This is a genomic window from Lactobacillus panisapium (genome assembly GCF_019469265.1).
Classification (GTDB): domain Bacteria; phylum Bacillota; class Bacilli; order Lactobacillales; family Lactobacillaceae; genus Lactobacillus; species Lactobacillus panisapium.
The window spans coordinates 1,442,289-1,455,896 of sequence record NZ_CP048268.1; the positions used below are offsets into that span (position 1 = coordinate 1,442,289).

At 37.3% G+C, this 13,608-nt stretch carries 13 protein-coding genes; 4 read left to right on the forward strand and 9 right to left on the reverse strand.

The window, feature by feature from the left end; genetic code table 11:
- Nucleotides 1–9 precede the first annotated feature (9 nt).
- Genes trmB through GYM71_RS06895 form a run of 3 tightly spaced genes read right to left on the reverse strand, consistent with a single transcriptional unit; the run spans nucleotide 10 to nucleotide 2,605 of the window.
- Nucleotides 10–669: a tRNA (guanosine(46)-N7)-methyltransferase TrmB gene (gene trmB / locus GYM71_RS06885; RefSeq protein WP_220219937.1), complete on the reverse strand. Its 660-nt coding sequence runs from the start codon at nucleotides 667–669 to the stop codon at nucleotides 10–12.
- 3 nt (nucleotides 670–672) lie between these two features.
- Nucleotides 673–1,872, reverse strand: coding sequence for an ABC transporter permease (locus GYM71_RS06890; RefSeq protein ID WP_220219938.1), 1,200 nt, complete (start codon nucleotides 1,870–1,872; stop codon nucleotides 673–675).
- Entirely contained in the window at nucleotides 1,865–2,605 is a 741-nt protein-coding gene (locus GYM71_RS06895) for an ABC transporter ATP-binding protein (RefSeq protein WP_103751892.1), read from the reverse strand. The genes GYM71_RS06890 and GYM71_RS06895 overlap by 8 nt, the downstream gene beginning before the upstream one ends.
- Nucleotides 2,606–2,695: 90 nt before the next feature.
- On the opposite strand from GYM71_RS06895, the gene GYM71_RS06900 reads away from it, so the two are divergent.
- From GYM71_RS06900 to GYM71_RS06910, 3 genes are all read left to right on the forward strand, one after another.
- A complete protein-coding gene (locus GYM71_RS06900; protein ID WP_103751893.1) occupies nucleotides 2,696–3,127 on the forward strand; it encodes an HIT family protein in 432 nt (143 codons plus the stop codon).
- 9 nt (nucleotides 3,128–3,136) lie between these two features.
- Entirely contained in the window at nucleotides 3,137–3,478 is a 342-nt protein-coding gene (locus tag GYM71_RS06905; RefSeq protein WP_103751894.1) for a hypothetical protein, read from the forward strand.
- Between the two features lie 126 nt (nucleotides 3,479–3,604).
- Nucleotides 3,605–4,504, forward strand: coding sequence for a peptidylprolyl isomerase PrsA (locus GYM71_RS06910; RefSeq protein WP_220219939.1), 900 nt, complete (start codon nucleotides 3,605–3,607; stop codon nucleotides 4,502–4,504).
- Between the two features lie 49 nt (nucleotides 4,505–4,553).
- Here the strand turns inward: GYM71_RS06910 and GYM71_RS06915 are convergent, their stop codons facing one another.
- Genes GYM71_RS06915 through GYM71_RS06935 form a run of 5 tightly spaced genes read right to left on the reverse strand, consistent with a single transcriptional unit; the run spans nucleotide 4,554 to nucleotide 11,656 of the window.
- Complete coding sequence (locus GYM71_RS06915; protein ID WP_220219940.1) at nucleotides 4,554–5,531, reverse strand: 3'-5' exoribonuclease YhaM family protein; 978 nt, start codon at nucleotides 5,529–5,531, stop codon at nucleotides 4,554–4,556.
- Nucleotides 5,524–8,025, reverse strand: coding sequence for an AAA family ATPase (locus tag GYM71_RS06920; protein ID WP_220219941.1), 2,502 nt, complete (start codon nucleotides 8,023–8,025; stop codon nucleotides 5,524–5,526). The genes GYM71_RS06915 and GYM71_RS06920 overlap by 8 nt, the downstream gene beginning before the upstream one ends.
- The gene (locus GYM71_RS06925) at nucleotides 8,006–9,223 is read right to left on the reverse strand and encodes a metallophosphoesterase family protein (protein ID WP_220219942.1); all 1,218 of its coding nucleotides are present in this window, start codon (nucleotides 9,221–9,223) and stop codon (nucleotides 8,006–8,008) included. Before GYM71_RS06925 ends, GYM71_RS06920 begins: the two co-directional genes overlap by 20 nt.
- 8 nt (nucleotides 9,224–9,231) lie before the next feature.
- Entirely contained in the window at nucleotides 9,232–9,582 is a 351-nt protein-coding gene (locus GYM71_RS06930; RefSeq protein WP_103751899.1) for a YlbF family regulator, read from the reverse strand.
- 16 nt (nucleotides 9,583–9,598) lie between these two features.
- The gene (locus GYM71_RS06935; protein WP_220219943.1) at nucleotides 9,599–11,656 is read right to left on the reverse strand and encodes a PBP1A family penicillin-binding protein; all 2,058 of its coding nucleotides are present in this window, start codon (nucleotides 11,654–11,656) and stop codon (nucleotides 9,599–9,601) included.
- Between the two features lie 85 nt (nucleotides 11,657–11,741).
- Between GYM71_RS06935 and GYM71_RS06940 the strand changes: the two genes are divergently transcribed.
- Entirely contained in the window at nucleotides 11,742–12,611 is an 870-nt protein-coding gene (locus GYM71_RS06940; protein ID WP_220219944.1) for an RluA family pseudouridine synthase, read from the forward strand.
- 77 nt (nucleotides 12,612–12,688) lie between these two features.
- Here GYM71_RS06940 and GYM71_RS06945 read toward each other — a convergent pair whose 3' ends face one another.
- A complete protein-coding gene (locus GYM71_RS06945) occupies nucleotides 12,689–13,603 on the reverse strand; it encodes a proline-specific peptidase family protein (RefSeq protein ID WP_103751902.1) in 915 nt (304 codons plus the stop codon).
- Nucleotides 13,604–13,608 lie beyond the last annotated feature (5 nt).

The following is a 13,608-nucleotide window of genomic DNA, read 5'->3' on the forward strand; positions in this document are numbered from 1 at the left end:
GCTTCTCAACTATTTTACTCCAAAGTCTGCATGGAGGGCATAAATTGGATTACCTTTAGCTGCAAATTTATGTTCATATTCAGTTTCAATATTTCGCGTCACAATTTCATCATTTTCATGATGTAAATCAACGGAGACAAAGTCAAAGTGCATGCCAAAATTGTTCATGCTCAAAACAGAGTATGCATAAAGACCAGCATTATCTGTTTTAAATTCTAAATGGCCGTGTGGCGCCAAAATTGCTTGGTATTTTGCCAAAAAAGTCTTATAAGTTAAGCGCCGCTTTTCATGACGACTCTTTGGCCATGGATCACTGAAATTTAGGTAAATCGTTTCGGCGCTATGCGGGCTAAAAAATGAATCTAAATTAGCTGCATCAGCGCAAAGAATCTGTAAGTTATCGAGCTTCTTTTCCAGTTTTGTTCGTAAAATAATTCCTGCCGCCGTGATTTGCAATTCTACGGCAACAAAGTTCTTTTCAGGATGTTGTTCAGCCAGTGTTGTAATAAAGCGCCCTTTACCTGAGCCAACTTCAATTTCAAGCGGCCTAGAAATATCTGTAAATCTTTTTGACCAGTCGATTTTACTTGCTGGATCAGGTCGATCTAAGACGCTTTCTGGGTGTTCACCGACCAATTTAACAGCCCAAGGCTTATTTCGTAACCTCATTAATTATATCTTCCTTTTCTTGATTTTTGCGGGTAAATAAATCTGTCCGATTAGTAAGCTAAAGATGAGCAAGGCAATGCATGCTTCTAATAGGTTTAAATTAATTGGCAGCAATAGCAACCAAAACAAACTAATGATTAACCATTGTAAAACTAAAGCTAGTGCCAAAACGATTACTAAGTCTTTCCCACGATTATTTCGCTGTATTGGATATATCCGATACATAATATTGTTATCAAATTCATTGGCCATTGGCAGCAATTGGTAAACCGTCAAGAAGATTACTAAGCATGACAGTCCAAGCGCCCATAACCAATTTTGCACAAGCCAGGAGACTAAAACGGCAAAAGCAGTCATCCGCACCAATAAGCTGATATTTTCGGGATTTCGTAGAAGCGATCTCCGATACAAAAAACGGTTAGGATTTTCACGTGCAAGTGATTTAGGCAATAAAAAGTCCAAGTACTTACGCCGCTTGATTGTCACTCTTTTTTCTTTTACATCGGTAAACATGCTAAAAGCACTGTAAACCCTGCTTTTGCGTTTTTGCTCTAATTCAACCGCATATTGCCAATCAAAAAGTGCATCATGACGCGGTTTAAAAATCAGTAGCCCGACACAAATTACCAATAAAAAGAATACGACATAAAAAATTTTGACCGAAGTCAGACCTAAAATAAAAGCTAATAATAGCACTAGATTGACAGCTAGTAAGGATATTTTGCGATTAAAGAACAGATTATGCTCCATTATTTTCAACTGTAAAATTTTAGCAATAAAAACACCAAAAACAGCTAGAATGTATTCTAACGGTGCTATCTTTGCCTTAATAGTCGCAAATGGAAACAAAATTCCAGCCAGCAAAATGAGGATAATCCCAGGTACAACCAAACTATAATTAAACATTGGCTTTAAATAGTCATCTATTTGCTCATCTTGCGGCAGTAAAAACTGTAAATCAGCTGGTTTCAACATCGTAACCAGTTTTCCAACCAATAGTGGCAGCCATAAAATTGCCCCAACCAAAGGACGATAAAACCAGCGCTGGCTTGGCATTGTTTTCATTGCCTGCGCATACCAAAACATTATGGCACCGAACAAAAAGATTAATGCCAAAATAAAAAAGTCATTAAATACTAAAACCAGATATTTGAGTGATTGTTGTAAATTGGATTGCAGTCTTTTTTGAGCTAATTTACGCATGTCTTTGCTCCTCATTCAAGATTTGATAGATCTTGTCAAAGGAATCGGACTCATTCAAGCCATAATGCTTTCTAATGTCTGTTAAGCTTCCAATTACCTCAATCTTGCCATTGTTCAAGACAGCATAGTTAGAAATTGCTTGTTCGGCGTCTGCCAGTATATGCGTTGACATTAGTATCATCTTTTTCTGCGCCACCGCTTTTTTAATTAAATCAATCAGGTTGCTAACAGCAAGTGGGTCAAGGCCAGTAAAAGGCTCATCAATTACCAGCAAATCAGTATCTGCCAAAAAAGCAGTCACAATCATCACTTTTTGTTTCATCCCTTTTGAAAAATAGATTGGCATCCAATCTAGCTTATCATCAAGCCTAAACATTTTTAGCAGTTCATTGGCCCGCTTCCAAGCTTTCTTTTCATCTAATTGATAACTCATCATGGTGAGTTCTAAATGTTCTTTCAAAGTTAATTCTTCATACAAAACCGGAACTTCCGGAATGTATGCAATTTGCCGTTTAAATTCAGTCGGCTGTTTAATCAATTCAACCGAATTTAATACAATTTTGCCTTTTTGTGGTCTTAGTAAACCAAGAATGTGCTTAATTGTAGTTGATTTGCCCGCACCATTTAGGCCGATAATTCCTAATGCTTCACCTGGCTGAATTTCTAAATTAATATCTTTAATGACTGGTATACCAGTATATCCACCAGTCAAATGCTCTATTTTGAGAACCATATTTCCTATCTTTCTTTTAATGAATTTCCTCATTTAATATGATAGCATGATATTAATGGAAACTACATTTCAAAGTTAAGAGGTTTAAAGATGGCTGAATTAGATAAAGATTGTTTATTCTGTAAAATTATTCGTGGTGAAGTTCCTAGCTACACTATTTTTGAAAATGATGATGTCAAGGCATTCTTAGATTTGTCGCAAGTAAACCCTGGTCATACTTTGATGGTCCCAAAAAAGCACATTGCTAACTTTTTTGATTACACAGCTGACGATGCGCAGAGATTCTTAAAATATATTCCTGCGATTGCTAATGCAATCAAAAATTATGACCCAAAAATTACAGGGATGAATATTAGCACCAATAATGGCGCTAGCGCAAATCAGGTGGTAATGCATTCACATATTCATTTTGTTCCTCGTTTCGAAGGTGATGGTCTAAAAATCGTTACCAGAAACAACGAGGCAAACTATACTGAAGCAGATTACCAAAAAATTGCAGAGCAAATTAAGGCCCAGTTTTAAGGAGAAATTATGAAGAAATTTAGTCTTGGACTAGCAGTCGGTGCCGGATTTGGCATGGTTTTATCATTATTTAGAGACAAAAACGGTCGACGTCTTGGTCAACCAATTCAAGATCAATTTCAGGGTACAAAGGAAGATATCAGCGATTTAACTAACGCAATTGGGAGCTTGCAAGAAGCTCGCCAAGAACTAAATGCCTCGCTACCTCCTGTTAAAAAGAATCTTACTGAATTGGAAAAAGATATTCAATATTATCAAATGAGCATTTCGCGGATAATCGCCCAATTGCAGAAACAGACACAAAAAATTAGTGAAGATATTACACAAAATCTGCCAAAGAAATCGGAATAATGCTAAAAAATTATAAAGAAAGTTTGTTTTTTTAGTGAAAACGATAAAATTAAAAACTAGAGCTGCCAGTTTATGTTATATTAATTGACGGTGACTTAATTTATTAAGGATGTGGAGAATTACTTTATGAAAAAATATTTTAAGAAAATTGCTGCAGTAGCCGCTGTAGCCGGAATTGCTTTATCAACTGCTGCTTGTTCTAATGATGGCAAGACAGTTGCCTCCTACAAGGGTGGTAAAATTACCCAAAAAGACTACTACGATGAAATGAAGAAATCGCAAGCTGGTCAAACCGCTCTTGCTAACATGATTATTAACCATGTTTTGGAACAACAATATGGTAATAAAGTTTCTAAGAGTGAAGTTAACAAGCAATTTGATAATTACAAAAAGCAATATGGTTCCCAATTTAACGCTGTATTGCAACAAAACGGTATGACTGTTTCAGGCTTTAAGCAAAACCTTAAGACTAACTTACTTAGTGAGGCAGCTTTAAAAGACGTTAAGAAGATTTCTAAGAGTCAAGAGGACAAGGCTTGGAAATCATATCAACCAAAAGTTACCGTTCAACATATTTTAGTTGCCAAGAAATCACAAGCTGAAGATATCATTAAGCAATTAAAAGATGGTAAGAGCTTCAAGAGCTTAGTTAAAAAATACTCACTTGATACTGGTACTAAATCCAACGAAGGAAAATTACCTGCCTTTGATTCAACCGATTCAACTTTAGACCCAGCATTTAAGAATGCGGCATTCAAGTTAAAGACCGGTGAAACCACCAGCAGCCCAGTTAAATCACAATCTGGTTACCATGTAATTAGAATGATTAAACACCCTGGTAAAGGCACATTTGCTTCACACAAGAAGGAAATTGATGATCAGATTTATCGTTCAATGTCACAAGATCAAGAAACAATGCGTAGCGTAATATCGACTGTATTGAAAAAAGCCGATGTTAATATTAAAGATAACGATCTTAAGAATGTCTTATCTTCATACATTTCTACTTCAGATGCAAAGAAATAAGCATAGTTTAATCGCGAATAAAAAAGAAGTTCAAATGAACTTCTTTTTTTTACTCTAATTTTCTAGCTTTAGTTAACGGTTCGTCTTTTTTTGGCCGATAAAATTTCCTGCCACCTTGGCTCATAATATTATCAGTAAAATTACCCGGCCGCGTATTTTGCAAAGCGTTAGTAATTGCATAAACAGCAGCATCCAAATCGTCTATGCGGTGTAACAATTCGGCTTCCAATAATGCTGGTAATTTAGGTGAGCCGTACTCAAATTTACCATGGTGCGATAAGACCATGTGCCGTAACAACAAAATATCCTCGGCTTCTAAATCGAAATTAAGTTCCTTAGCCGCCAGCATAATTTGTTCATCTATTAATACTAAATGCCCGACCAAATTACCTTCAGTGGTATATTGCGTTGCAGCTGGTCCAGTTAATTCAAGAACTTTACCCATGTCATGCAAAATACAGCCAGCATATAAAAGCGACCTGTCTACCTGCGGATAGTTGTCGGCAATTGCCTTGGCATCCCGCAGCATTGACAGCGTATGATAGGCTAAACCGCCTCTAACCGCATGATGATTGCTTTTTCCAGCGGGATAATCATAGAAACGCTCACCCCATTTTTTCAGTAAAAAACGAACTATGCGATTCCATGTCGGATTTAAGATTTCAAATACATACTGATTAATTTCCTCTTTCATGACAGAAATTTTTTCAGGTGCCGACTTAATAAATTGCTTAAGATCATAGCCTTCTTCAGGACCAACAACTCGTAAACTATAAATCTTGATTTGTGGTTGTCCTTGATATTCCTCACGTTTGCCATCTAATTCAACAATGGTGCCAGCACTAAAAGTCGCAGCATCCTGATTATTGGCATCCCAAAAGTTACCACGAATTTCACCTGACGAATCACCAAAGGACATTGCTAAATATAGCTTGCCCTTTTTCGTATGTCGCAGTTGTGAATTTTTAATTAATACAACTGCCTCCAATTCTTCACCATCATTATAATCCAGCAAACGTTTATACATTCTCGGTTCCTTTCCTAAAAGTTAGTGGCTGAATATGCAATTTTTCAACTAAAGTGGATTGCGCAGTAAAAATTAACACCTGATTGTTTTGCGCTACTTGATCCAATAGTTGCTTAATCTGGTCAACTCGTTGATCATCAAAATTGACAAAAGAATCATCAATTAAAATTGGTAAGTTGATTTGATCTTTTATTTGCTGAACAAATGCTAGTTTTAATGCAAAGTACAGTTGTTCAGAAGTACCACGAGACAAATACTGTATCTTGATCTTCTTGCCATCATAACGAGTAACTGTTAGTTTCTTGTCAATTTCAATACTATTATACCGATTATTTGTTAATAGTCGCAAATATTCTTTTGCCAGTACTAACATTTTAGGAAAGCGTTCATTTGAAGCTAAATCTAGTGCCCGCGCAATCCATTTTGATACGGCTAAATCTGCTAAATATTCAGTACTTAAATTCTGAAACTTAGTTTTTAGGTTAGCTAAATCTTGCTTAGCTGAAAAGACGGCGTTTGAGTTAGCTAGGTTAGTCATCTTAACACTCAACTCAGCCTTTGTCGCTTGTAATTGGCGTATCTTTTCTTGCTGATTGGCAATTTGCTGTAATAATTCTTGAAGCTTGGATTGCAAAGCAGTATCTTGCTGAATTAATTTTAACTCAGCCATATCTTGCTTAAGATTTGTCGTTAAAACATTAATTTCAGCCTGGAGTTGTTCCTGCTTTAATTTAGCTGATTTAAGCGCCGTATAGCCCGCCATGTCAGTTACATTAGCTGCAGCAAAAAGTGCATTTAATTTTAAATCGAGCTCCTTAATACGAGAATTATTATCAGCAATTGTACTTTGCAAACTAGCTTTTTCTTCGCTACTTTGACGGGCAAGATTTTCCTGTGTTTCTAACTGGTCTAAAGCAGTAAGAATACTCTCAAAGTCTGGCTGGACTTCTTGGTGAAGAAGTTGACTAATCTTATCAGCAAGTTTACTAGACTGTAAAAGTAAATCTTCTTCTTGGCTTTCAACTACTTTTTCTTTTTGAATTTGTAATTGATATTGCCGCCACGCGTTAAGCAAATTCGGTAGATCCAATAGGTCCGGTTCTAATTCATACTTACTGGTAAAAGCGGCCCGCTGTTTTTGAGCTAAATCTCTTTGCTCTTCCTGCTGGGCCTTAACCTCCCTAGCCTGCTTTTGTTTAGTGAAACCACACATTCCACAGACAATACCGCCAAATAGCGCGGCTCCGCCAAATAGCGGTGAATTGACTACCAACAGAATTAAACCAAGAATGATGATTAAGCCAGAACCAATCAGCCAATATCTTCCATCAGTTTGAGTGTTTTGCCTTGAAGAGTCATCTTTTAAAGACAAATTTTGGTAATCTGTTTGCAATGTAACCATTTGATCTTGATTAAAATCAGCTACCTTGGCCAATGCGGGTTTAAGAGTAACTAGCTGTTCTTTTTCACTGGCAATTTGCTTCTGCTTTTGTAAACAAGAGCGATATTCTGAGCGCCATTGCAAAACTTCAGGCTTTTTTTGAACCAATTCATGCTCATTTTGGAGCGAATTATCTTGACCAGCAACTTTGGCTAGTCGTTTTTGCAAATTTTCCATCTGTTTTTGCAAATTTTGCTTTTCTATCAGCAAATTTTGCGCTTCTTGATATTGTTGTTCATCAAAGTAAACAGTTTTTACTTCTTGCTTTAACTTGGTAAGTTTTTGGTAGCTCGGCAGTAATCTTTGCAGTTGTTCAGCATGCTTTTGTTTATCTTGCAGCTTGGTTAAAAGTGCTTCCTGTTCAGTTAATTGTGCTTGCTGATCACTGAACTGCTTTTGCAATTCTTGGTAGTCGGAAAATTCTTCCTCTGCCTCATCAACCTTGATTTTCTGCTCTTTTAACTGCTTAAGCAACTGATTAAGCGGCGGATTAGTCCCACCTTTTTTAAATAATGTACTTGCTTTTTTGGCAAAATCGTCACGCAGATCAATCAGCTTGTCACTATTAGCAGCGCCTAAATAATAAATGCGTTCAAGCAAATCTGTCTGTCCAATAGTGCCAACTTTGGCTAACATGTCTTGATTAAAGATAAAGCTGTCCGAATAAAATTCACCGTCAATATTTTTTAACTGATCAAAAAAAATATTTTCCGGAACAACCTGTCCATTACGCTTAACAGTTAGCGTACCAACTTTAGAACCCTTGCCCGGTGCATACAGGCGTTCCAACTCAAATGTATTAGCCTGCTCATCCGTAAAAAACAATGATCCACCCATTGGGCTGACCCTTGCTAAAGGTTTATAATCTTCAAAAAAAGCAGAAGTATGCTTGGCTAGGTGAAAACCAAATAGAACTTGTTTAATAAAAGCAACAATCGTACTTTTACCAGCTTCATTAGCACCAAAAAAAACCGTGAGATTAGATTCCGGCAGTTCAAACGTAAAATCAGAGAATTGGCCAAAATTGACAACCTTAATCTTCGTTAATTTCATCGCTAATTCCTTTCAATTTACTATTCAGTTTGACCTCAGCAAGTTGTTGCACTTGCTCTTCGAAAAGCGTACTTTGGGCAAGTTCGGCCGCAAAATCATCTTTTTTAGCCCAATCATTACTGAAAGACTGAAACTCTTGCTGGTCAAAAACTTCTTTTTCAGCTTGCTTGAAATAAACCTGATCATTTTCGGCAATTTCTAGGTGACTGTTGCTGGCCAGTCGCACATCCACTAATTGTGATTCACAATCTAGTTGCTGCGAGATCATGTGCCAGAAATCACTTTCCTGAATCATTTCACGTTCTTTTGCACTCAGATACTCGGCACCAATAATTTTTAGGCAGTAATAAGTCGTTACCGAAGAAGTGAGATTATCGCAAATTAAAGTCTGCAAATCAGCTTGGGACAGCGGTTTTTGCAATTTAATAGCAACTTTTTGCCAGACAATAGGACAAGTAGAAATAAATTGAATTTTTGTTTCTTTTGTTTGCTCATTTATTTCGCCCAGATAACAGCCTTTTTCGTCTGTTTCATTGATATGACGCCCTTGCAAATTGCCAGGATAAACAATCCAAGGAGTAGTTGATAAAACTTGTCGCAAATGAATGTGCCCTAAAGCAAAGTAATCATAGTTTAACTCTTTTAGTTCGGTTAAATTAAATGGAGCATATACATTTTGACTACTTTGGCCTGACTTTTCTTGTGCGTGCATTAAGCCAAAAGTATAATGTCTGCCTTTAGCTGGAAATTCACTAATCTTATTGGTAGTGATGTGATTTTTTAAATAAGAAAAACCCGTGACCTCGTACTCAAAGCCGTTAGCTGTTTGATAACTGACGGTTTCAACCGTTTCACCATCACCTAATAATTTAAAATAGGGACTTGCTGAAATTAATAAGTCTTCTTTTTTCATATGATCATGGTTTCCAAAAATCATGACCACTTGAATCTTGGCATCGGTTAGCCTCGCAATTTGTTGTGCAAAAAAGATTTGACTACTGGGATTAGGTCGAGCACTATCAAACGTATCCCCTGCGATCAACACAAGATCAACATTTTCTTGCAAGGCCAAATCAACGACTTTTGTTAATGACTGGTTAGGAGCGTCATGAATGGATGAAGAACTCCTAGATGGCAAAAAAGATAGCCCCAAAAAAGGACTATCTAAGTGCGCATCAGCAAAATGAATAAATTTCATTGTTGTATCTAGTTTCTAAGACCCTTGTATAGATCATTAATTGGTTGGGTAATTACTTTTTGAACTTCTTCAACTGTATTATAAAGGCCTTGTTCTGCCTCTAACAGCTTCAAAATTTGGGGATCTTTTTGAACTTGTTCATTTAAGTTCTTATATTCTTCCTGCATTTCTTGTGTCAATTCTTGACCTTGTGATTGAACGTTCATAATTGTATTTTGCATCTTGTCCATCTTCTTAAACAAATCTGAACTTTCTGCATTATTTTTAACTCCGTCAATTGCAACTTGTAAAGTCTTAAATTCATCAATTTCTTGCAAATCAGAAGCTAATTGATTGGTTGCGTCATAAATATTTACCATGATTAAATCCTCCTAATTATCGGTCAAAAAGACCCTTCAAATCATTATACCATTCATTAAGCTTTTCTCCCGCAGATCCTAAACCTTTTTGTATTTTTTCATTCAAGCCATTAGTCCAGTCCGAATTAGAACCGTTGTTTTGAATAATTTGTTTAGGAGCCTGCTCAGTAAATTGATTTTGTGCAGTATAAGGAAGAATCCCTTCCATTTCTGCTTTGTATAATCTGGTAATCTCCGTTTCAGAAACACCATGCATAAAGTGCTGTTTATTAGTGCGATCATAGCCAACCCAAGTAGCAACGACTACATCAGGCGTATAACCTACAATCCACTGGTCTTTGGTACCAAACCCATATGAATTTGGTACTTCCGTTGAGCCCGTCTTACCAGCAACGCGGTAACCGGCTGGTTGAGCCGATGTACCTGTACCACCAGCAAAAACGCCTAAAAGCATTGTAGTCATTTCTTTTGCTGTGCTTTCAGAAATAATCCGGTGTTTTCCAATATCGTGATTTTCACCAATTACGTTGCCGCTAGCATCGGTAATTTTAGTAATGAAGTAGGAATTATTGGGAAGATTTCCCTTATTGGCAAAAGCAGAATATGCTCGCGCCATTTGCATAGGAGAAACTCCAGTTGATAACCCCCCTAAGGCCAAAGCAAGGTTTTGATCCTCTTTGGCTACTTTAATACCGAAATTATTGGCCGATTGGACACCCTTAGACACACCAATCCGGTCAAGTAACCAAACGGCTGGCACGTTTTTACTTTGTGCTAATGCCACGTACATTGGGATCTTATTAGAATAACCGTTATCAACGTTATGCGGCTGATAGCCATTTTTACCAAAGCGCTGCAATTTATTCGACAGCTGTGAATCATAATGATAGCCCTGCTGGAGAGCTGGTGCATAAGAAACAATTGGTTTAATTGATGAGCCCGGCTGCCGTTTCATTTGGGTTGCACGATTATAACCGCGAAAGACGTGCTTTCCTCGTCCACCAATGACGGCACGAACAGCTCCAGTACTTGGATCCATCACCACACTGGCTCCTTGAGTCTTTGTTCCGTCAGAAGACCCCTGCGGAAATAGCCAGTCTTGAGCAAATTTTTCCTGAAGTTGCTGCTGATAATTTTGGTTTAACGTCGTATAAATACGAAGCCCCTTATTCATCACATCTTCTTCTTTTAGACCGTAGCGATTAATCGCCTCATCGACCACAGCATCAAAAAAGTAGGGATAACGATAACCATCCTGATTATGATAGGTATCACGTAAAGTTAAACTTTGTCTTTGAGCTATTTGTGCTTGCTGTTTGGTTAGCTTATCATTCGAAACCATCAAGTCCAAAACCAAATTACGTCTTGAAAGCGAATAATTCAGATGATCGATTGGATTATATTTACTTGGATTCCGCAAAATTCCAGCTAAACAAGCTCCTTCGCCCACCGTTAACTGGCTAGCATCTTTACCAAAATATTTCCTGCTGGCATCCTGCACGCCCCAAACACCGTTACCAAAGTAAGCCTTGTTCAGATACATAGTTAAAATATCTTTTTTGGAGTAAACGTGCGTAATCTCAATCGCAAAAAATAGTTCTTCTACTTTACGTGAGATAGTTTGACGCTGCGTTAATAAAGCATTTTTGGCTAGTTGCTGCGTTAAAGTTGAACCACCACCAGAAATTTGTCCTCGGTGAATCACTAACCCTAAAGCTGCTCTAGCCATCCCCTTAATACTAAAGCCAGGATTAGTCCAAAAAGTTCGATCTTCAGTTGAAATTACGGCATTTTTGACGTTAGGTGAAATTTTATTGTATTCAACAAAAGTCCCCTTTTGCGAGTATAAAGAACCCGCCTTTTGATTTTTATGATCATAAATAGCCGTGGTTGTCGAAAGGGATGCTTTTAAATTTGAGATGTTTGAAGTTTTTACTTTGACGGTATAATAAGTACAAACCAAAAAAGTGAAGGTTAGCAGGATCAAGATAATCCAGCGCCCGATATAAAAACGGTGATCAAACCGGTGCCACAAGCCACCAAGTCCGTTTCTCTTTGGTTCATTATTTTCCATTTTATCTGCTCCTTTTAGAAACAACTAAAATTGTATCATATCAGAAAGTATTACCTTTATTTTCAAAAAGATTTAATAAATATTTATGAGCTATTATTTTACACTTAATTACCCCAAAAAACTTAAACCATGTTCTGTCAGTGACTTGTTACGGCAACTTTTACTTCCGCGAAAATGGCGCCATTATCTGCGAATCAACCGTAAGGTTTTAATTAACGGCCAATACCGTTATTTTAATCAGCTTGTCTATCCAGACGAAAAAATTGACCTAATTCTTGATCATGTTGAGTCTGAACAAGGGATTTATTTACCAAGTGGAAAATTTCCTGACCCAATCTACGAGGATCACGACTTGTTAATTATTAATAAGCCAGCGGGCCAAAAGACCCATCCCAATCAGGGAGAAACCAATACGGCTTTAAATGATTGTGCCACTTATTTAAAATACACTCCCTACATTGTACACCGTTTAGATATGCTAACGAGTGGATTGCTTTTAGTGGCTAAAAATCCGGCCGTTGTTCCCATTCTTAATCGTGAATTAACAACTAAAATATTTCACAGAGAGTACTTAGCCGTCGTCAATCAAACACGTAGCTTACCAGAAAAAGGCACAATTAACTTGCCGATTGGCCATGATCCAATGGATAAACGCAAAAGAATGATTCGCTCAGATGGTCTAAAATCCTGTACCCATTATCAAGTTTTACAAAAATGCTCCGATCAGACAGCACTTGTTAAACTGTCGCTTGAAACCGGTCGAACCCATCAGATTAGGGTTCATTTAGCCGCAATTGGCTGCCCAATTGTCGGTGATCCATTATATAATCCTCAGTGCAATCCGGATGACTTTTTACACCTAACAGCATTTCAGATGTCCTTAATAAAGCCGTTTAGTTTCAATCAAATCAAAGTCAAATTGCCAAAAGAAAAAATTATTTTACTAAACCAATAAAAAAGCCATGAGAAATAGCTCATGGCTTTTTTGACTTTAAAACACTAGTCACTTTTTTTAATTTACACTGCAGTTAACTATTCACCTTTAAAGGTGCCAGCTTCAACTTCTCGAATAAAGTCGGCAACATGCTTATAGTAAACATCAGGATTGTCAACCATGTGGTGATGTCCCGCATTTGGGGTAGTTACTAAACGTGAATTAGGAATTTCTTTTTGCATAATTCGAGCAGTTTCTAGCGGCATAGTATCTTCTTCGCCAAAGGTCAGTAGTGTTGGCATTTTAATTTCTTTGAGATACTTTCTGAAATGCCAATCCTTTAACTTGCCAGTAACGACAAACTCATTATCACCTTGAAAAGCATGGTAGACAGGTAACCCACCAATTCGTTTAATATGGTAAAGCTTGCACGGCTGACGACGATCAAGAAAGTTAATGTTCAAAATCTGAACATCTTCTTGGTAACGCTTATTGTCATAGTCATTATTTTCTTCACATTCGCGCATAAAATCAATTTCCGTTTGTGGGAAAATCTCTTGTCTACGCCGGTTAATTGAAGCGATATAATCATCGGTGTCATCAACCATTGAAGAAATAATTGTTCCTTTAAGGTGTTGACCATATTTAACGGCGTATTCTTGCGCCAAAAGTCCACCCCAACTTTGACCAATTAAATAGCAGTTATCAAGACCAAGCTTATCTCTAACTTCATCTACTTCATCAAGGAAATATTCATAGGTCAAATACTTAGCAGCAATTTCTGGATCATCATAATCTGGTTGATCAGAGTAAAGCGAACCAAGTTGATCATACATCGTAACTTGGACATTTAATCCCTGCTTTTTTAATTGATCAGCAGCGTCTTCCCAATATTCATGGTTACCACCGGGTCCACCATGCAATGCTAACAAATGGATGTCACCTTCGCCTTGCGTACTCGTCCACAAATGGTAGCCGTTATCTAAAGTGATAATTTTTGATCCTGTTCTCATTATTT